Genomic DNA, 19,173 nt, shown 5'->3' on the forward strand with positions numbered 1-19,173 from the left:
GCCATGAGGGGAGACTTATGACGGTCACCGAGACCGAGGTCGTTCTGGAGGCCGAGGGCCTCACCAAGCACTTCCCGGTACGACGCGGCGTCCGCGATCTGCTGTCCCGCGAGCACAAGGTCGTGCACGCGGTCGACGACATCAAGCTCACGCTGCGCCGGGGCCGGGTGACCGCGCTGGTCGGCGAGTCCGGATCGGGCAAGTCGACGGTCGCACGGCTGATGGCCCAGCTGTACGGGCGTACGGCCGGTGACATCCGCCTGCACGGCGAGTCGGTCACGGTGCACGGCGGCCGCAAGTTCCGCGCGTACGCGCGCCGCGTGCAGATGATCTTCCAGGACCCGTTCGCCTCGCTGAACCCGACGCACACCGTGCGGTACCACCTGACCCGCTCGCTCAAGATCCACGGCCGCGCGGGTGAGCTCGAGCAGAACCTCCGCGACCTGCTGGAGCGCGTCCAACTCACGCCGCCCGAGCGCTACCTCGACAAGTTCCCGCACGAGCTGTCCGGTGGCCAACGGCAACGGGTTTCGATCGCCCGCGCGCTCGGCGCCGATCCCGAGGCGCTGCTCGCGGACGAGCCCGTCTCGATGCTCGACGTGTCGATCCGCCTCGGCGTACTCAACCTGCTGCGCGACCTGAAGGAGCGGCTCAACCTCGCCATCCTCTACATCACCCACGACATCGCCTCGGCACGCTACTTCGCCGACGAGACCTTGGTGATGTACGCCGGTCGCCTGGTCGAGGGCGGCGAATCGGAGACCGTCACGCAGAACCCGGCCCACCCGTACACGCAGCTCCTGATCGACAGCGCGCCCGACCCCGACCGGCTCGGTGAGCTCAGTACGCCGGAGGACCAGGCCGGCGGCGAACCGCCCAGCCTGATCGCACCGCCGACGGGCTGCCGGTTCCACCCGCGCTGCGTGCACGCGATGCCGAAGTGCTCGACCGAGCTGCCGCCCCGCTTCGAACTGCCCGCACAAGGTCATTGGGCCGCGTGCTGGCTCTACGAAGAAGGGGCTGCTCGATGAAGTTCCTCCTGCAACGGATCGCGTTCTACGTCTTCACCGCGTGGGCCGCGCTCACCATCAACTTCTTCATCCCCCGGCTGATCCCCGGCGACCCGGTCACCTCGCTGATCAACAAGTACCAGGGCCAGATGAGCACCGACGCGATCAACTCGCTGTACGTGCTGTTCGGCCTCGACAAGAACGCGTCGCTGTGGAGTCAGTACGTCGACTACTGGGGCCAGGTGTTCCACGGCGACCTCGGATTGTCGTTCACGTTCTTCCCGACCCCGGTCGCGGACATCCTCAAGCAGAGCCTGCCCTGGACGATCGCGCTCGTCGGCATCACGACGTTCGCCAGCTTCATGATCGGTACGTCGCTCGGCGTGGTCGCCGGCTGGCGGCGCGGATCGATCATGGACGGATTGTTGCCAGTGACAACGTTCCTGTCGTCGATCCCGTACTTCTGGCTCGGTCTGCTGGCGATCACGCTACTGGCCGGTCCCGGCAGCTTCTTCCCGTCGTCCGGAGGCTATGAGCCCGGACTGGTGCCTTCGTGGAACGCCGAGTTCATCGGTAGCGCCGTACAGCACAGTCTGCTGCCGGCGCTCACGATCCTGATCTCGTCGGTCAGCGGCTGGATCCTGACCATGCGGAACATGATGGTGACGGTGGCGTCGGAGGACTACATCACCGTCGCGCATGCGAAGGGTCTGTCCGAGCGCCGGGTGATGGTCAGCTACGCCGCCCGCAACGCCCTGCTGCCGAACGTCTCCGGCTTCGCGCTGTCGCTCGGCTTCATCGTCGGCGGCACGCTGCTGGTCGAGATCGTCTTCTCCTACCCAGGCATCGGCTACAACCTGTTCCAGGCGGTCGGCGCCAAGGACTATCCGCTGATGCAGGGGGTCTTCCTGGTCATCACGCTGTCGGTCCTGGTGGCCAACCTGCTGGCCGATGTCGCGTACCTGCTTCTCGACCCGCGTACCCGGAAGGAGGGCTGACGTGTCCGCACCAACCAGCACCATCACCGCGGTCACCCCGGAAGGGCCGGAAGTCGCGGCTGCACCTGCCAAGCGCCGCCGGCTGCGGTTCATCGCCAACCCGAAGGCGGCCACCGGCCTGGTCGTGCTCGCGTTCTTCTGTCTGATCGCGATCATCGGCCCGTGGGTCGCGCCGTACGATCCGTCGGCTCGCAGCAGTGACCTCATCCAGCCGCCGTCCGGCAAACACTGGTTCGGTACGACGCACCTCGGCCAGGACATCTTCAGCCAGGTGCTCGTCGGCACGCGCGGCGTGATGTTCGTCGGCCTGCTGGCCGGCCTGGTCGCGACCGCGTTGTCGATCCTGATCGGTGTCAGCGCCGGCTTCCTCGGCGGCGCCGCGGACGACGGTCTGTCCGCGTTGTCGAACGTCTTCCTGGTGATCCCGGCCCTGCCGCTGATCATCATCGTTGCCTCGACCATCCCTTCGGCGGGCGACCTGATGGTTGCCTTGGTCATCGGCTTCACGTCATGGGCCTGGGGTGCTCGAGTGCTCCGCGCGCAGACGTTGTCGTTGCGACGGCGGGACTACGTGGAGGCCGCGCGGGCGACGGGTGAGAGCACGTGGCGGCTCATCACGTTCGAGATCATGCCGAACCTGACCGCGATCATCGCGTCCGGTTTCGTCGGCACCGTGATCTTCGCGGTCATGTCCGAGATCACGCTGGCGTTCATCGGCATCTCGACGATCTCCGAGTGGAACTGGGGCACGATCCTGTTCTGGGCGCAGTCCCAACAGGCACTGGCCCAGGGCGCCTGGTGGTGGTTCGTCCCGGCCGGCCTCGCGATCGCGGTCCTCGGTACGGCGTTGTCGCTGATCAACTTCGGGATCGACGAGTTCGTGAGCCCGCGGTTGCGCTCGAGCGGTCACACGAAGGTGAAGACGAAGGACGGCCATTCGGTGCGGATGCGGGTCGGGTTCACGCCGGTTCTGTCGTCATCGCGTGAGCCAGTGACGCCCGTCGTACAGCGTCGTGCTGAGGAGGAGGTCGCGTGAAGACGCCGGTGCTGGAGATCAAGAACTTCCATGTCGACTACGGCCTCGGCTCCGAAGCTGTCCAGGCTGTTCGCGACGTCACGCTGACGCTGCACCGCGGCGAAGTACTCGGGCTGGCCGGCGAGAGCGGTAGCGGTAAGTCGACTTTGGCGTACGGCGTGACGCGCCTGCTGCCGCCGCCCGGCGTGATCAGCGGCGGCTCGGTGGTCTACCATCCGCCGACCGGTGACTCGTACGACGTGATGGCGCTGACCGACGCGGAACTGCGGAAGTTCCGCTGGGCCGAGACGTCGATCGTGTTCCAGGGCGCGATGAACTCGCTCAACCCCGTGCACAAGATCTCCACCCAGATGATCGACGTGATCAGGGCGCACGAGCCGCAACTGCCTCCTTCGGCACGGATCGCCCGGGCGCAGGAGATGCTCAAGCTCGTCGGGATCTCGGCCGACCGGATGGACGCGTACCCGCATCAACTGTCCGGCGGCATGCGGCAGCGGGTGATGATCGGGATGGCGCTCGTCCTCGAACCACAGGTCGTGATCATGGACGAGCCGACCACCGCGCTCGACGTGGTGATGCAGCGCCAGATCCTCGCGCAACTGGTGGAGCTCCGGGAACGCCTCGGCTTCTCGGTCCTCTTCATCACGCACGACCTGTCCCTCCTGGTCGAGTTCTCCGACCGGATCGCGATCATGTACGGCGGCCGCATCGTCGAGCAGGCTCGCTCGGTCGACCTCTACAAGGACTCGCTGCACCCGTACAGCGAAGGCCTGCTCAAGTCGTTCCCGGCCCTGCGCGGGGAACGCCGGGAGCTCGCCGGGATCCCGGGCTCCCCACCGGATCTTCGTGGCATGCCTACCGGGTGTTCGTTCCATCCGCGCTGTCCGCAGGCCTTCGAGCGCTGCTCCGCGGAGATTCCTGTTCTCGGGGTCCCGGCGGCACGCAACGACCCCACCCGATCCGTCGCGTGCTGGCTCCCTGGCCGCGTTCCCGTTGTCTAGAAGGGTTGATATGAGCACAACGTCTGTCTCGGGGGCGGCCGATCTGGTCGCGGGACTTCCGTCCGGATTCCGCTGGGGCGTCGCGACATCGGCGTACCAGATCGAGGGTGCGATCACCGCGGACGGCCGCACGCCGTCGATCTGGGACACGTACTGCCAGGTGCCCGGTGCGATCGACAACGGCGACACCGGAGATGTTGCCTGCGACCACTACCACCGGATGCCGGCCGATGTTGCCTTGATCAAGGATCTCGGGTTCGACACGTATCGCTTCTCGGTCGCGTGGCCGCGGGTGCAGCCGCGCGGCAAGGGTCCGGTGAACCCGGCCGGTCTCGGTTTCTACGACCGGCTGGTCGACGAGCTGCTTGCCCAGGGCATCGACCCGTGGGTGACGCTGTACCACTGGGACCTGCCGCAGGAGCTCGAGGACGCGGGCGGCTGGCCGGTACGCGACACGGCGTACCGGTTCGCGGAGTACTCGATGCTGGTGTTCGACGCGTTGAAGGACCGGGTCGACACCTGGACCACGCTGAACGAGCCGTGGTGCTCGGCGATGCTCGGGTACGCGTACGGGGCCCATGCTCCGGGACGGCGCGAGTACCCGGCCGCGATCGCCGCCGTACACCATCTGCTGCTCGGTCATGGGCTCGCGACTTCCCAGATGCGGGCGGCGGCGCCGCGCAAGTTGGACATCGGCATCACGCTGAACGTGGCGACGGCGTACCCGGCCTCGGATGCGGAGCCGGACGTCGACGCGGCGCGGCGTGCGGACGGGATGGGGCGGCGGATCTATCTCGATCCTCTGGTCCACGGTCACTATCCGGCCGACGTCGTCGCTGATCTCGCGCGTGAGGGTGTGTCGTTGCCTGTTGTCGAAGGCGATCTGGAGATCATCTCGGCGCCGATCGATGTGCTCGGGGTGAACTACTACTTCAGCCAGAAGTTCACCGGGTACGCCGAGGACGGCAGCACTGTCGACGCAAACGGTCTGCCGGTCAGTCGCGACGTACCGCTCGGCAAGCCGCGCACTGCGATGGATTGGGAGATCGTGCCGGAGGGCTTCACGGACCTGCTGGTGAGCATCGCCCGCGACTACCCCGGTCTCCCGATGGTCATCACCGAGAACGGGTCCGCCTTCGAGGACGTCCCCGACGCCAACGGCTTCGTCGACGACACCGACCGTACGGCGTACTTCACCTCCCACCTCACCGCCGTAGCCAACGCCATCCAGCAGGGCGCCGACATCCGCGGCTACCTCGCCTGGTCCCTGATGGACAACTTCGAATGGGCCTACGGCTACGTCAAACGCTTCGGCATCGTCCGCGTCGACTACGAAACCCAGCAACGCACCCCGAAGGCCAGCGCAGCCTACCTCAAGGAGCTGGCGGCCCAGCACCGAGCGCGCTGAACATCTCGTCCCAGTGGGTGAACAGTGTGCGGCCGTGACCCTCGCCGGGGCGGAGGATCAGCGTCGCGTTCGGGATCCGTTGGGAGAACCAACGAGCATGTGAGGGCGGCACCATCCGGTCGGTGTCGCCGTACCACAACCAGGTCGGGACGGTGAGGTGCGTGGGATCCACATCCCACGCACCTCCCCACGCCACGTTGTCACGCGCATAACCGTCGTACGACGCCAGCGCCTCGCGTGCATCGGCCGCCCACACCACGCGCGCCTCCGCATCCAGCCAGCCGAGGTCCTCGCCGGGCGCTCCCTCGAAGAACGTGTCGACCATCGCGGTGTCGTCGAGCGCCAGCATCCCGTCGAAGGCCTGCGCGCCTTGTCGCCGGAAGCCGTCCAGCGCGCCGGCGACATCACCCGCGTCCACCAACGCGAGCAGCGGCAGGTCCGGGTCATTCGGATCTGCCGGATCGATCGACCGCCACGGCCCGACCCCACCCGCAAGCCCGACCGCCGTCACGCGTTGCGGATCCGCGAGCCCGGTGGCGATCGCGTACGGCCCACCACCCGAAGCACCGAGTACGGCGAACTCACCAACGCCAAGCTCATCGGCGACGAGCAGCGTGTCGTGGCCAACCGACGCCAAACTCGGTGACGCGTACGTCGACCCGCCGTACCCAGGCCGACTGACCGAGATCAACCGAACGCCGCACCGCTTGGCAGCCGCATCCCCCAACACCCCCTGCAACCGCCCGGACGGGGTCCCAGGCTGGAAGACCACCGGCGTACCGGCCGGCTCGCCGCCCTCCCACGTCTCGACGACGCGCTGGTCCGCGAGCACGATGCGTTCTGATCCAGTCAAATTGCTACCTCGCCGGTCCCGAATGGACAACCTCCGCATGACCCTACGACTACGCTAACCAGTTCAGCGGGGACTGTGGAGAAATCGTGGAGATCGCGCCTCCACCCGTCCTCCATGCCGTCTCCAAGTCATTGACCACCGTCGCGCGCAGAGTCGTCCCATCAGAACTGAGATGGGGGCGAAATGTACGACGTCGTGGTGGTGGGGGCACGGTGTGCCGGGGCGGCGACCGGGAGACTGCTGGCCGGGATGGGCCACGACGTCCTCATGGTCGACAGGACGCGGCTGCCGAGCGACACGCTGTCGACGCACGGTCTGATCCGCGGAGGCGTCGTCCAACTCTCCCGGTGGGGGCTGCTCGATCGCGTCCTGGGCAGTGGCGCGCCGCCGATCACACAGGTCCTGTTCGACATCGAGGGCGATCCGAAGGTACGGCGAATCAAGCAGCGCGCCGGTGTGGACCTGCTGGTCGCACCGCGACGCCGGGTGCTCGACAGCCTGCTCGCCGACGCCGCGGGGGAAGCCGGCGCGCGACTCCGGACCGGTGTGACCGCGACCGGTGTGCTGCGGACAGACGACGGAAGAGTCAACGGAATCGCCGGCCTTACCACGAAGGGCGATTACATTGAGCTGCTCGCCCGGATGGTCGTCGGCGCAGACGGCCGCGGGTCACGCATGGCCGGCTTCCTCGGTGCGGAGATGCTGGAGCGGTTCACCTCGCCCTGTGCAGTCTTCTACACGTATGTGACCGGTCTCCGCCCGGACACGTATGAGTTCCACATCGCATCCGACGCCTTCGCCGGGGTCTTCCCGACCAACGACGGCGAGGCGTGTGTCTGGTTGATCCGCCCGACTCCGCTGCTGGAACCGATCCGGACCGCGGGCGCCGAGCGCGCGACAGTCTTCGTCGAACAGCTGGAGCTCCTGGTCCCCGACCTCGGTCGCCGGGTGCGCGCCGGCCGCATCACCGCGCGGCTGCGCGGTACGGCGAATCTGCCGAACTACCGTCGCCAGGCGTACGGCCCGGGATGGGCGCTCGTCGGTGACGCCGGGTACCACCGGGACCCGATCACCGGTCACGGCATCACCGACGCGTTCCGGGACGCGGAACTGCTGGCGACCGCGATCGACCGGAGTCTCCGTGAGCCGACGAGTGAGCCGGCCGCACTGACGTCGTACCAGGAAAGCCGTGACGCGATGGGGCGCGAGGTATTCGACCTGACGCGTGCGCTGACCGCCTTTCCACCACCGGCGCGCTTCGTCGAACTCCAGCTCCAGCTGAGCGACGCACTCGAGCGCGAGGCCGAGCAGCTCGCCGGATTTCCCGGCCCCAGAGCAAACCTTGCTGCCTGAAAGGAAGAGCATCATGACCGCAACCACGACCGACAGCCATCGCAACGGGGTCGACACCGCCACGTTGTTCGCGACCCTCGACGCCGTCAAGGCGCAGCCGGAGATCGCCCGGTTCCAGTTCCGCGCCACGAACCGGTGGATCAGCGGCACGCACAACCGCGGCACGATCAACGCGTTCTACGGCGCGGGACAGGAGAACACCCGTCCGGCGGACTTCACCTTCGACGCCGACCACCCGCCGGTACTGGTCGGTGGCGACAACGGCCCGACGCCGGCCGAGCACCTGCTGCACGCGCTGGCCGCCTGCCTCACCAGCGGTCTCGCGAACATCGCCGCGGCCCGGGGCATCGATCTCGAGGAAGTCACCTCGACCGTCGAAGGTGACATCAACCTGCTCGGCATCCTCGGCCTCGACCCGGACGTCCGCAACGGGTACGAAGCGATCCGGGTCGTCTTCCACGTCAAGGGCGACGCCGAGGCGGAGAAGCTGAAGGGCCTGGTCGAGCAGTCGAGGAACCGCTCGGCCGTGTACGACGTGATCACCCACGGCGTCCCGGTGTCGATCGACGTGGCGACCGCCTGATCACAGCGCGCGGAACACCGCTTGCGGCTCCACGCCGCCAACCACCTGCTCGCCGGCGAGCTCGGTCACGACACCGGAGCTGGCGAGCAGGTCGCGCACCGCCGACGTCAGCCACAACGAGCCCGGCGCCGCCTGGTCGGCCAGTGCGATCGCGGTCAGTACGCCGTACGCGTCGAGCTCGGTTTCATCGCGCGGCACCTCGGCGATGGTCACACCGAGTCGGGCGGCTCCCCGAAGCTGAGCCAGTCCGGCGCGAACGGCCGTCGCGGGTCCGTCGAACAGCACCACCACCCGGCCGGCCGGACCCGAGCACGGACGACCACCGGCCGCGACCAGCCCTGCCGCCACGTCGTCGGCTCCTGGCCCGGCCGGCACCGCCACGGCGGCAAGCGCCGACGGGCGATGCTCGGGTCCAGGCAGCCCGCGCAGGAACGGCTCGATCGCATCGAGGATCTGATCGGGATCGCCGGAGACGAAGTGGTCCTCGCCCTCGATGAACTCCAGCCGGGCGCCGGGAATGCGGTCCGCGAGGAACCGGGCGCCCTCGGGATCGACGAGCGCGTCCCCGAGCCGCTGGAGCACCAGCGTCGGGACCCGCACCGCGGGCAGCGCGTCCCGGACGTCTACCAGCGCGTTCATGTCCATCAACGCCCGTACGGTCGACGGCGTCGCCGCGGCGCGCATGCGTCGCCCCCACCACTGCTGCATCTGCTCGTCGGCGGAAGGGCAGCGCATCAGCATGTCCGCCTCCCAGTCCCAGCCACCGACGAGCTCCTCGGTGTAGGCCTGCCAGTACTCCCGTTTCAGCGCCCAGGGATAGTCCTCCGACCAGATTCGCTTGGCGTACGTCCCGTACAGCACGAGCCCGGCGACCCGTTCGGGATGGGCCGCCGCGCACAGGATCGCCATCGGCCCGCCTTCGGAGTACCCGACGAGCACCGCCCGCTCCGAACCGACGGCATCCATCACGGCCAGGACGTCGTGCATCCGCGTCTCGATGTCCGGGATACCGGTCGGCCGGTCCGACATCCCCGTGCCCCGTTTGTCGAACCGGATCAACCGGCCGTACGACCCGAGCCGATCCAGGAAGTGGGCGTGCCGCGGGTCGGCCCAGTCCAGCTCGAGATGGGACACGAACCCCGAGATCAGCACGATGTCGAGCTCGCCGCCACCGGTCACCTGGTAGGCGATGTGCAGGCCGTCGCTGACGGTGTAGCGGATCGGCTCGCCCGCCCCGAGTACCGGCTGCGCCTCGACCGGCGCGACGAACCGGTAGCCCCGGCCGTGCTGGGTCCGGATCATCCGCTGACTGTGGCCGTCGTCGCCGAGCGCCCGCCGGACCTGCTTGATCCGGCTGGTGACGGCCGTCTCGCTGACGAAACGGCTGCCCCACACCCCGTCCATCAGTTCCGCTTTCGACACCACCCGATCACGGTGCGAGACGAGATAGGCCAGCACGTCGAAGGCCTGCGGCTCCAGCGGCACCGGAACACCGCCCCGGCGTACCTCGAACAAGGCCGGGTCGAACTCCAGGTCGCCGCCGAACGCGAGCACCACACATCGACTATGACGGGTCTGCCTTCCTGCGTCACCCGGTCGAGCGATGCCGGCGTGAAGGCCGCAAAGAATCCGCCGGCGCCGCGAAGTACGCTGCGGACACACATCCGCCTGACCCCGCATCCGTCAGGAGTCTCATGAACCTCCCGCTCATCCCGGCACCCGCGACGACGACCACCCACGACGGCACCTTCGTCGTGACCGACGGTCTGGGCGTCGTCGTCCAGTCTCCTGAGCTCGCCGGGCTCGCCGAGCGCTTCGTCGCCGACGTCCAGGTCGACGCCGGTATCGCGCTGTCCCCCGGATCGGCCGGCATCACCGTGCTGATCGACAGCGACGGCATCGACGGCCTGGCCCCCGCCGCGGGTCTTCGGGCCGACGGCAACGCGAGCGCCGACGAACGCTACGGGCTCGAGATCACCAGCGAAGGCGTGTTGGTCTGGGGCCCGACGGCGGAGGCGGTGCACCGTGGGCTCACCTCGCTCCGCCAGCTCATCTCGACTGCCGCCGCAGACGGTACGGCGGTGTTGCCGGCCGCCCGCGTCGTCGACGGGCCCAGGTTCGCGTGGCGTGGGTTGTCGCTTGATGTAGTTCGGACCTTTCACCGGCCGGATGAGGTACGGCGGGTGATCGACATGCTCGCGCTGTACAAGCTGAACGTGCTCCACCTGCACCTCACGGACGACCAGGGGTGGCGCGTTGAGGTACCTTCTCGGCCGCTGCTGACCGAGGTGGGCTCGATCGGCGCGATCGGTGATCGGCCGGGCGGCTACTACACGCAGGCGGAGTTGGCCGAGCTCGTCGCGTATGCGGCCGATCGGTACGTGACCGTCGTACCCGAGATCGACATGCCTGGTCACACGTCCGCGGTGTTCAAGGCGTACCCGTCGCTCGGGCCGGACGAGATCCGCAGCGTCGACCTGGGCAACGGCGACAGTCTGCAGCTGAACACGCTCGACCCCGGCCGCGACGAGACGTGGACGTTCGTCGGGGAGGTGCTGGATGCCGTGATCCCGCAGTTTCCGCAGAGCGCGTACGTGCACATCGGCGGAGACGAGACCTGGGGCATGGCCGATGAGGACCACGTGGCTTTCGTCGAGAAGGCGGCCGCGCTCGTCCGCGCGCGTGGGAAGAAGGTCGTCGGCTGGCAGGAGATCGCTCGCGCCGACCTCGACTCCGCGGATGTCGTGCAGTACTGGCTGGATCTCGACGTCGACTCGATGGTGCAGAACCCCGACCTGCCGACGCCGCCCGAGGACCTCCTGCCGATCCTGGTCGAGGGCCTGCGCAAGGCGAAGTACGACGCCCCGAAGGCGCTCGAGCAGGGCACCAAGCTGATCGTCTCGCCGGTCACCTGGCTGTACTTCGACCGCCCGCACGCCGACGCGTCCTCGGACCCGGACCAGGAGGAGGCGCGCAAGCACCTCGGTCTCGAGTTCTACGGCGCCGCCTCGATCGAGCACGGCGTCTCGTGGGACCCGGTCGACAGCATCCCCGGCATCGACTCCGCCGACCAGGTAGCCGGCGTCGAGGCCGCCATCTGGTGCGAGTCGATCGTCACCTCCGCGGACCTCGAACTCATGCTCCTCCCCCGCCTCCCCGGCGCCGCCGAAAAGGCGTGGGCCCGGCCTGGCACCGAGTGGACCGACTACGCGAACCGCCTCGGCCGCCAGTCCGCGAGCTGGCGCAACCGCACCTGGACCTGGCTTCAGTCCACCGAGGTCGACTGGACCTAGCTCCCGCAGCCCGGGCCGCTGCGGACCTGCAGCACTCACCAACCCCAGCGGAGGGCCGGCGCCGACTCGGCGCCAGGCGTGGGCCGGCGGGTCCCTCGGGCTTTGGCGAGTGGTACAGGTCCGGCGTGAGTCCGCGCCCGCAGGTGCCGGATCTGCAGGCCATCACAATCGGCTGCCCAGGACCGGGTGCGGCGGGCAGTCCCGGGAGTTCGGTGATTGTGATGGCCTGGCGATCCGCCCCTGGCCCGCGGAGGTGGGTGGACCGCTCCCGGTCCACCCACCTCGTCAGCAGGTTGCGGTCGGTGCTGCCCAGTCGGCGCGGTCGTTGTAGCCGCCGTCGCCTGCGTCGCCGACGACCAGGTCGAGGACGCGTACGCCGGTGAGGTCGACGTCGAACTGCTTCGGGGTGAAGCGGTCGACGGTGCCGCTGTCGAACAGGACCTTGCCGTCGCCGACGACCTGGAAGGTGGACGTGCCGCCTGCCGTGTCGACGTTGCTGACCACGTCGTCGATGCCGGCCACACCGGTCAGCCGCGAGCACGACTTACCGAGGTAGTAGCGAATGAGCGACGGCGAGGCCACGCCGATACCGGTCGGGTACGTCGTACCGGTGAGCTTGATCGGGTTACCGCCGCCGACACTCTCGTCGATGGTCGGCGACATCCACCCGCTGGTGGCCGTGATCCAGTCGTGGTGCGACAGCGGCACGGTCCCGCTCGGTGGCGCGGGCGCAATCACGATTGACGACAGCGCAGTCGTCTGCTTCTGCACGCCATACAATACCGTTTGGTATGCCGTCTGTGCGGTGATGGCGGCCGTGCCGGGGGTTGCGCGGGCGGGGAGCTTGACCGTGAAGGTGAAGTTCGCCTGTTGGCCACCGGCAAGGATTGCGGGTGCCTTGGACAACGGCTTAACGGTCCACCCGTTGCTACCGGCAACAGTCACGGTCGGTTGCAGCACCGGGAGCGTGCCGTCGTTGCGGACGTTGACCTGAACCGTCAGCTCGTCGCCACCGGCAACAACCGGAGCAGCATCCGCCGGCTGCGCATCCGTACCAACCTTCGTCACCTGCGGAATCCCAGCGGTCACGTGCGGGATCCCCGGTACGCCGCTAGCCGGCTCGACGCGGAAGAGCGCCGTACCGTGTGCCGGAACCGCCGCGCTGATCACGCCGCCGCTCTCGGTCACCTTGTTCGTCCATGCGTTCTTCAAGGTGAATCGCGAGCCGTGCAAACCAACTGCCGATGCGGTGGTCGTCAGAGTCTGAGCGCTGTCACCCCGGTTCAGCAGTACGACGGCGCGACTGCCGTCAGCGAGCCGCTTGACCCACGTCTCCGTCGTACCGGCCGCGCCGACCCGGACGGCCTGCACTGCGGCCTTGTCCTGGTTGATGGCGATGACATCAGGATCCGTCAGCATCCCAATGGTTGTCGCAGACAGCTTCCGTACGTCGCTACCGACAACCAGCGGAGCAGCCGCAACGGCCCACAGCGTGAGCTGCGTGCGGAACTCCTCGTCGGTCATCCCGAGCTCGGGCGCGAGGTAGTCCGGATCGCTGAACGCGCCCGGCTTCACGACCTCCGGGTGCCGCGCGTTGGCGTCGTAGTTGCGCAGTACGTCCTTGAACTTGATGTCGCCCTGGAAGCCGACATCGGTGTACGTGCGCCACGACTGCGCGATCCCCGGCGCGTACGACCAGGAGTTGATCGACTGCTGGGACTCCGGGTAGTTGCCCCAGTCCGGCGAGGTGACCGGGTTGCAGAGGTTGAAGATCATCGGCCGGTGGCTCGCGTTGTTCCGCAGCGCCTGGGCGAACTCGGTGTAGACCGTCTTCGGGTCCAGGTTGGCCGCGATGCCACACAGGTAGTCGACCTTGACCGCGTCGAATCCCCAGGCGGCGAAGGTGTCGGCGTCGTGCTGGTAGTAGCCGCCGCTGCCGAGACCGCACTTGCCCGGGATGTACGGACCGGCGTCGGTGTAGATACCGGCCTTCAGGCCCTTGCTGTGGATGTAGTCGACGAGCGGCTTCAGACCGTTCGGGAACTTGGCCGGGTTCGGGACCAGGTCGCCGGCCGCGCTGCGCGACTGGTCGGCCTGCCAGCCGCCGTCCAGCCAGACGATGTCGTAGCCGGCCTTCGCCAGCCCGCGGCTCACCAGCGAGTCCGCGACCGACTTGATCGTGTCCTCGGTGAAGTCGCCGCCGAGTCCGTAGTACGTGTTCCAGCCCATGTACGGCGTCGGGCTGAGCACTGCGGCTGGCGCAGTACCTGTAGCTGTGGCCTGAGCCGCCACAGCTGGGGTTGTGGTGGATACGACACCGCCGAGCATGAGCGCAGCGGCGATCACCCCACCGAGGAGTCGCTTCATGTGCCTTCCTTTGCTGCCGTTGAGCGGACGGTCAGTCGAGTGCCTCGACGATCAGGCACTGCGAGTCGGCCGGGCCGTCGAACGCGACCCCGACCTGCAGCAGGTAGCTGCCCGAGTAGGTCTCTGAACCCACCCGGTAGTTCTTCGCCGGATCCAGGCCGGCCAGCGGCACCCGCCGCGGCCGGGTCGGCAGCGTGCCGCGCACGTTGCCGTCGCCGGTCTCCCACAGGAACACCACGGACCGCGTCGCGCCGACGTACTGCACACCGGCCGCCAGTCCATAGACCTTGCTATCGGCAATCAACTCTCGAAAGCCCTTGTATTGCTCGATATGGCGAGTTGCCGTCTTCAACTGTTCGTCGCTCCACCGGGACAGGTCCGCGCCGATCCCGAGTACGCCGGCCATCGCGACGTGGAAGCGGAAATCGAGCGACCGCTCGCGACCGTCATGGGTGCCGATGGCATCGGTCACCCACGAACTCATCAGGTGCGGCGCGAACCCGGTCCGGAACCCCTCCTGAATCCTGAGCCGATCCAGCGGGGCCGTGTTGTCACTCGGCCACAACGTATCCACCCGAGCAGCCATCCCCAGATCCACCCGAGCCCCGCCCCCAGCGCACCCTTCGACGAAAACGTCCGGGTGCTGAGCCCTCAGCCGATCCAGAATCAGGTAGAGATTCGCCACCACGCGGCCATCCAGGTCCCGCCGCTGATCACCGGAATCCAACCGAGGCCGGTTGGCATCCCACTTCAAGTACGAGATGTCGTACGTCGACAGCAGCCGGTCGAGCGTGTCCCAGATGAACTCCGTGACGTCGTCCCGGCTGAGGTCGAGCAGCAACTGGTTCCGCACCAGCACGGGCTCCTGACCGGCCGTCCGCAGGATCCACTCCGGATGTTCCGCAGCCAGCTGCGACGACGGGCTGACCGACTCCGGCTCGATCCACAACCCGAAAGCCAGCCCAATGTCCTTCAGTTGCCCGATGAACCCGTCCAGCCCGTCGGGGAACTTGGCCGGATCAACCTCCCAGTCCCCCAGCCCGCCCGTATCGTCGGACCGGCCAACGAACCACCCGTCGTCGACCACGAACGTCTCGACCCCGATACTCGCCGCCCGCCGCGCCAACTCGAGCTGATGCTCCGCCCGGATGTCGAACTCGGTCGCAAACCAGGAGTTGTACAGGACGTGCGGCGTCCGCTTCCGGGACTGGGAGCGCTGGTAGTCGTGGAAGGCCCGCGCCAGTCCGTCGCTGCCCTCGGCGCTGCAGGCGCCGACAGCCTTCGGCGACTCCCACGTCTCCCCCGGCGCCAGTCGCAGCCCTTGGCTCGACGACGTCCGGCCGGCCTGCACGCGCAGCAGTCCAGTGGTGTCCACGTCGGCCGTCATCTCCCACGAGCCTGACCACGCCAGCTGTACTCCGTACGCGATGTCGCCGTCGGTGGCCAGGAAGGGTGAGTAGGAGTGACCGGTGATCCCCTGCGCACTCCCGATCGTGAACCGCCCGCGCGGCAGCGTCACCGAGGCCTGCTGGAACTCGCTGTTCCACTCACCCCACAGGTACTTGATGGTGTTCCCACCAGGCACCACAAACCCGGCCGAGTCGTGCCTATGAAGCGTCAGCTCGTCGGTCCCGTCATTGCGGACCGAGACCCAGCGCTCCAGCACGTCGCCAACCATCCGGTAATGCAGGACGAGCCGAATGGTGTCAACGAACTCGAGCTCGAGATGGTCGTCCTCGCGGGCGTCCACAAAGACCGGGCGGAACTCATCTGTTCTCCCAGGACCGGAGACAACCAGATCCACGCGAGCGGTGTATCGGACCCCACGGACGGCGTACTCCAATGGCTCCACGTCGGCGCGCGGCACGAAGTGTTCCGTGCCGACGATCTCGACGGGTGCGAGACCCTCATGCGGGCCCCAGGCAACCAGCTGCGCCCACTGACCATGCGCGGGGACGCCGACGACGTACGACGTCGTCGTACCGCGGAGGGTCCACGTCCTCACTTGACGGCTCCGATCGCCAGCCCGCCTACGAAGTGCTTCTGGAAACGAAGGAATACCGCCACGGTAGGCACCGCGGCGATCACAGTTCCGGCCGCGATCACGTTCCACGATGACACGAACAGGCCTTGCAGACCGAGCAGTGCCGGCGTCACCGGCATCTTCTCGCCCGAGCGGATCACGGTGATCGACCACAGCAGGTCGTTGAAGATCCACGTGAATGACAGCGCACCGAGCGCGGCCAGCGCCGGGCGCGTCAACGGCAGAATCACGCTCGAGTAGATGCGACCCGGCCCGGCGCCATCGATCGTCGCCGCCTCCTGGATCTCCCGCGGCAGGTCCCGCATGAACCCGTGCAGCACGAACGTGTAGAACCCGAGCCCGAACCCGACGTGGACGGCGATCAGTGCGATCAGCGTGTCGTAGTACCCGATCAACTCCACGAACCGGGAGATCGGGATCAGCAGGATCTGCGGCGGCAACAGGTTGCCCATCAACATCAGCAACAGGATCGTCCGCCGGAACGGGATGTTGTACCGCGCCAGCCCGTACGCCGCGATCGACGCGAGCCCGAGGCTCAGCAGCACCGCCGGGATCGTTACGAGCAGACTGTTGATCAATGCCCGGAACTCGTCCGCGTCCTCCCACGCCGACTTGTACGTCGAGAACGTGAACGAATGCGGCAACGATCCGAGCCCGTTGGCGGCGACATCGTCGAATGACCGGAACGAGATCACGATCACCCAGAGGATCGGCGCGACCCACAGGAACGACACGATCGACATCGCCACGTGGTACCCCGTACGGCGAATCACGATTCCTCCCGGAAGGCGCGGATGAGGTAGCCCAGGATCACGGCCAGGGCGAGGATGAAGATCACGACAGCGATCGCGGAGGCGTAGCCGAGCTGGGTCGACTGGAACGCCGTCGAGTACATGTAGGTGCTGAGCAGCTCGGAGGAGTGGTACGGGCCGCCCCTCGTCATCGACCAGACGATGTCGAACGATCGCAGCGAGTCGATCACGATCACCGACAGTACGACGGAGTTCACGCCCTTGAGCTGCGGGATCGTCACGTACCGCGTGCGCTGCCAGGCGGACGCGCCGTCGACCTTCGCGGCTTCGTAGAGCGCGGGGTCGACTGCCTTCAGGCCGGCCAGGTACAGCACCATCACATACCCGATCTGTCGCCAGAGCGCGGGCACGATCACGGCGTACAGCGCGGTGTCGGGGTCCGCCAGCCACGGGCGGACGAAGTTGCCCAGGCCAACGGTTCGGAACACCGTGTCGACAAGTCCATCCGGCTGGTAGAACACGCGCCAGATCAGCGCCGTGACGACCAGCGAGAACACCACCGGGGTGAACAGCGCGGCCCGGTAGATCCCGACCCCGCGGCGCTCCCGCTGCAACAGCAGCGCCATCCCGAACCCGCCGATCACACTCAACCCACCGAACAACACCAGCCAGATCGCAGTGTTCTTCAGCGCAGTCCGGAAGATCGGATCCGACACCATGTCAGAAAAGTTGCCGAACCCAACAAACCGCGGAGCCGACAACCCGTCCCAACTCGTCAACGCCAACCAGAACCCCTGCAACGCCGGCCAGAACACCCACACCGCTTCAATCAGGAACGGCACGAGAACAAAGGCGAGAATGAGAGGCGAGACTCGCCGTGGGCCGGTCCGGCGAGGACGGCGGGCTCCGCCGCTGGACCGGTCGCCGGAGCGGGCGGCCGGCTGCGCCGCCTCCGCCACGGTGGACGTCATCCGACCACCTCCGCGCATCCGGCTCCACCGGAGCCGCTCCCAGCCCACCGGCCAACGCCCCTTGGCTTCGCTCCGTCTTTAACTCCCGCCGTGCCCCGCCGGAGGCGGGGCGCGGCGGGAACAACCGCACAGGAGTTCTTGCCCAGCAACATCATGCTCACGCTTTGAAGACCTTCTGGGCTGCGGCTTGCCAGTCGGCGAGGATCTTGTCGATCTGGTCGGGCTTGTCGAGGAACTTGGTGAGGGCGGCGTCGGCGGTGGGCTGGAGGGCGTCGCTCGAGTCGCGGTTGAAGAACTGCGTGATCTCCGCAGCGCCCTCGATCATCGCCTTGCCCTTCTTCACCAGCGCGGTGTCGGCCGACTTGCCCTCCGGGTTCGCCGGGATCGCCGTGCCGGAAGAGCTTTGCACGTAGATGTTCTGCGCCTCCGGCGTCGCCAGCCAGGTGAGGAACTTCTTCGTACCCTCCGGATCCTTCGCCTTCTTCGAGGCGAAGTACCCGTCCGTCGGCGCCTCTTCGGCAACCGGTACGGCGGGATCGATGATCGGGAACTGGAAGAAGTCGATGTCGTCCAGCGCGTCCTTAGGAGCCGAGTCCGCGAAGAACGTGCCGATCAGGAACATCCCGGTCTTGCCCGCGAGCAGCGCCGACGTCGCCTCCTGGAACGGGAACGACTTGCCCTTCGGGTCGAAGTACGGCAGCACCTCGCGCCACTTGGTGAAGACCGCCTTCACCTTCGGGTCGGTGAAGTCGCCCTCGCCGGCCAGCAACTGGCGGTGGAACGGCGCGCCGTTGATCCGGATGTTCAGGTAGTCGAACCAGGCCGACGCGACCCACGGCGTGTCACCGAGCCCGATCCCGATCGGCGGGATGCCCTTGCTCTGGATCGTCTTGCACACGGCAACGAACTCGGCCCACGTCTTCGGCGGCGTCACGCCCCACTTGGCGAAGTTCGACTTCCGGTAGAACATGCCCCACCAGTAGTAGCTGGTCGGCACGAAGATCTTCTGCCCCGCGCTGCTCGTCGACAGCGACTGCATCGCCTTCGAGTAGTTGCCCATGCTGTCCCAGACGCTGGTCACGTCGAGCAGCAGGTCCTTCTTCGCGTACGAGTCCGCGACCGACCCGGCGTACCAGGTGTAGACGTCCGGCGGGTTCGCCGAGGTCAGGTACGTCGGCAGCTGGGTCCGGAAGATCTCCGCGGCGACCGTGTTCAGCTTGACCTGCGACCCGCCGGTTTTGTTGTACGCAGCAACGAGATTCTCCATCGCGGCCTTGGCCTGCTCGCTGGAGAGGTTGGACTGCAGCGACAGCGCGCTGCTCGCCCCGCCGCTACTGCCCGGACTCTTCGTCGAGGTCGCGCACCCCGGTATCAGGGTCGCTGCCCCGAGCACTCCGAGTCCCTTGAGGAAAGTCCGCCGATCTGCTGCCAGACCCGTCATGCCCACTCCTGAGTTCTGCTCGACGGTGATGCCAGTCGAGTCCGTGGTCCTTGTTGCCGACGA

At 67.5% G+C, this 19,173-nt stretch carries 15 protein-coding genes; 8 read left to right on the top strand and 7 right to left on the bottom strand.

Annotated features, from left to right (window positions below):
• The first annotated feature begins 17 nt into the window (after positions 1 to 17).
• From ACQPYH_RS34225 to ACQPYH_RS34245, 5 genes are read left to right on the top strand one after another with little or no spacing between them, the layout of a single operon-like run.
• Positions 18 to 1,031, top strand: a complete 1,014-nt coding sequence (locus ACQPYH_RS34225; RefSeq protein ID WP_432879972.1) for an ABC transporter ATP-binding protein — start codon at positions 18 to 20, stop codon at positions 1,029 to 1,031.
• Complete coding sequence (locus ACQPYH_RS34230) at positions 1,028 to 2,008, top strand: ABC transporter permease (protein ID WP_432879974.1); 981 nt, start codon at positions 1,028 to 1,030, stop codon at positions 2,006 to 2,008. Before ACQPYH_RS34225 ends, ACQPYH_RS34230 begins: the two co-directional genes overlap by 4 nt.
• 1 nt (position 2,009) lies before the next feature.
• On the top strand, positions 2,010 to 3,044 hold the full coding sequence (locus tag ACQPYH_RS34235; RefSeq protein ID WP_432879977.1) for an ABC transporter permease: 1,035 nt from the start codon (positions 2,010 to 2,012) through the stop codon (positions 3,042 to 3,044).
• Complete coding sequence (locus tag ACQPYH_RS34240) at positions 3,041 to 4,045, top strand: ABC transporter ATP-binding protein (protein WP_432879980.1); 1,005 nt, start codon at positions 3,041 to 3,043, stop codon at positions 4,043 to 4,045. The genes ACQPYH_RS34235 and ACQPYH_RS34240 overlap by 4 nt, the downstream gene beginning before the upstream one ends.
• Positions 4,046 to 4,055: 10 nt before the next feature.
• Positions 4,056 to 5,453, top strand: coding sequence for a GH1 family beta-glucosidase (locus ACQPYH_RS34245; RefSeq protein ID WP_432879983.1), 1,398 nt, complete (start codon positions 4,056 to 4,058; stop codon positions 5,451 to 5,453).
• Here the strand turns inward: ACQPYH_RS34245 and ACQPYH_RS34250 are convergent.
• Complete coding sequence (locus tag ACQPYH_RS34250) at positions 5,419 to 6,306, bottom strand: alpha/beta fold hydrolase (protein ID WP_432879986.1); 888 nt, start codon at positions 6,304 to 6,306, stop codon at positions 5,419 to 5,421. The genes ACQPYH_RS34245 and ACQPYH_RS34250 overlap by 35 nt on opposite strands.
• Positions 6,307 to 6,489: 183 nt before the next feature.
• On the opposite strand from ACQPYH_RS34250, the gene ACQPYH_RS34255 reads away from it, so the two are divergent.
• Together ACQPYH_RS34255 and ACQPYH_RS34260 are read left to right on the top strand one after the other, a co-directional pair.
• Entirely contained in the window at positions 6,490 to 7,659 is a 1,170-nt protein-coding gene (locus ACQPYH_RS34255) for an NAD(P)/FAD-dependent oxidoreductase (RefSeq protein ID WP_432879989.1), read from the top strand.
• Between the two features lie 13 nt (positions 7,660 to 7,672).
• On the top strand, positions 7,673 to 8,242 hold the full coding sequence (locus tag ACQPYH_RS34260; RefSeq protein ID WP_432879991.1) for an OsmC family protein: 570 nt from the start codon (positions 7,673 to 7,675) through the stop codon (positions 8,240 to 8,242).
• Here ACQPYH_RS34260 and ACQPYH_RS34265 read toward each other — a convergent pair whose 3' ends face one another.
• Positions 8,243 to 9,799 carry an alpha/beta fold hydrolase gene (locus tag ACQPYH_RS34265; RefSeq protein WP_432879994.1) on the bottom strand — a complete coding sequence of 519 codons (1,557 nt, stop codon included), beginning with the start codon at positions 9,797 to 9,799 and terminating at the stop codon, positions 8,243 to 8,245. It abuts the gene before it with no gap.
• A 137-nt stretch (positions 9,800 to 9,936) separates the two neighbouring features.
• On the opposite strand from ACQPYH_RS34265, the gene ACQPYH_RS34270 reads away from it, so the two are divergent.
• Complete coding sequence (locus ACQPYH_RS34270) at positions 9,937 to 11,535, top strand: beta-N-acetylhexosaminidase (protein WP_432879996.1); 1,599 nt, start codon at positions 9,937 to 9,939, stop codon at positions 11,533 to 11,535.
• A 285-nt stretch (positions 11,536 to 11,820) separates the two neighbouring features.
• Here the strand turns inward: ACQPYH_RS34270 and ACQPYH_RS34275 are convergent, their stop codons facing one another.
• The 5 genes from ACQPYH_RS34275 to ACQPYH_RS34295 all read right to left on the bottom strand — a co-directional run bounded on the left by ACQPYH_RS34275 (position 11,821) and on the right by ACQPYH_RS34295 (position 19,110).
• A complete protein-coding gene (locus ACQPYH_RS34275) occupies positions 11,821 to 13,902 on the bottom strand; it encodes an NPCBM/NEW2 domain-containing protein (RefSeq protein ID WP_432879999.1) in 2,082 nt (693 codons plus the stop codon).
• 31 nt (positions 13,903 to 13,933) lie between these two features.
• On the bottom strand, positions 13,934 to 15,907 hold the full coding sequence (locus tag ACQPYH_RS34280) for an alpha-galactosidase (RefSeq protein ID WP_432880002.1): 1,974 nt from the start codon (positions 15,905 to 15,907) through the stop codon (positions 13,934 to 13,936).
• Positions 15,904 to 16,719: a carbohydrate ABC transporter permease gene (locus ACQPYH_RS34285; protein WP_233715073.1), complete on the bottom strand. Its 816-nt coding sequence runs from the start codon at positions 16,717 to 16,719 to the stop codon at positions 15,904 to 15,906. The genes ACQPYH_RS34280 and ACQPYH_RS34285 overlap by 4 nt, the downstream gene beginning before the upstream one ends.
• The gene (locus tag ACQPYH_RS34290) at positions 16,716 to 17,669 is read right to left on the bottom strand and encodes a carbohydrate ABC transporter permease (protein WP_432880005.1); all 954 of its coding nucleotides are present in this window, start codon (positions 17,667 to 17,669) and stop codon (positions 16,716 to 16,718) included. Before ACQPYH_RS34290 ends, ACQPYH_RS34285 begins: the two co-directional genes overlap by 4 nt.
• A gap of 157 nt (positions 17,670 to 17,826) precedes the next feature.
• Entirely contained in the window at positions 17,827 to 19,110 is a 1,284-nt protein-coding gene (locus tag ACQPYH_RS34295) for an ABC transporter substrate-binding protein (RefSeq protein WP_432880008.1), read from the bottom strand.
• Between the last annotated feature and the right edge of the window lie 63 nt (positions 19,111 to 19,173).

This window comes from Kribbella sp. CA-245084 (assembly GCF_050942355.1).
Classification (GTDB): domain Bacteria; phylum Actinomycetota; class Actinomycetes; order Propionibacteriales; family Kribbellaceae; genus Kribbella.

Excerpts from the sequence above, each read along its gene's own strand:
- ACQPYH_RS34225 (WP_432879972.1), top strand. The coding sequence starts at position 18 with ATGACGGTCACCGAGACCGAGGTCGTTCTGGAGGCCGAGGGCCTCACC.
- ACQPYH_RS34230 (WP_432879974.1), top strand. The coding sequence starts at position 1,028 with ATGAAGTTCCTCCTGCAACGGATCGCGTTCTACGTCTTCACCGCGTGG.
- ACQPYH_RS34245 (WP_432879983.1), top strand. The coding sequence starts at position 4,056 with ATGAGCACAACGTCTGTCTCGGGGGCGGCCGATCTGGTCGCGGGACTT.
- ACQPYH_RS34255 (WP_432879989.1), top strand. The coding sequence starts at position 6,490 with ATGTACGACGTCGTGGTGGTGGGGGCACGGTGTGCCGGGGCGGCGACC.
- ACQPYH_RS34260 (WP_432879991.1), top strand. The coding sequence starts at position 7,673 with ATGACCGCAACCACGACCGACAGCCATCGCAACGGGGTCGACACCGCC.
- ACQPYH_RS34270 (WP_432879996.1), top strand. The coding sequence starts at position 9,937 with ATGAACCTCCCGCTCATCCCGGCACCCGCGACGACGACCACCCACGAC.
- ACQPYH_RS34275 (WP_432879999.1), bottom strand. The coding sequence starts at position 13,902 with ATGAAGCGACTCCTCGGTGGGGTGATCGCCGCTGCGCTCATGCTCGGC.
- ACQPYH_RS34290 (WP_432880005.1), bottom strand. The coding sequence starts at position 17,669 with ATGACGTCCACCGTGGCGGAGGCGGCGCAGCCGGCCGCCCGCTCCGGC.
- ACQPYH_RS34295 (WP_432880008.1), bottom strand. The coding sequence starts at position 19,110 with ATGACGGGTCTGGCAGCAGATCGGCGGACTTTCCTCAAGGGACTCGGA.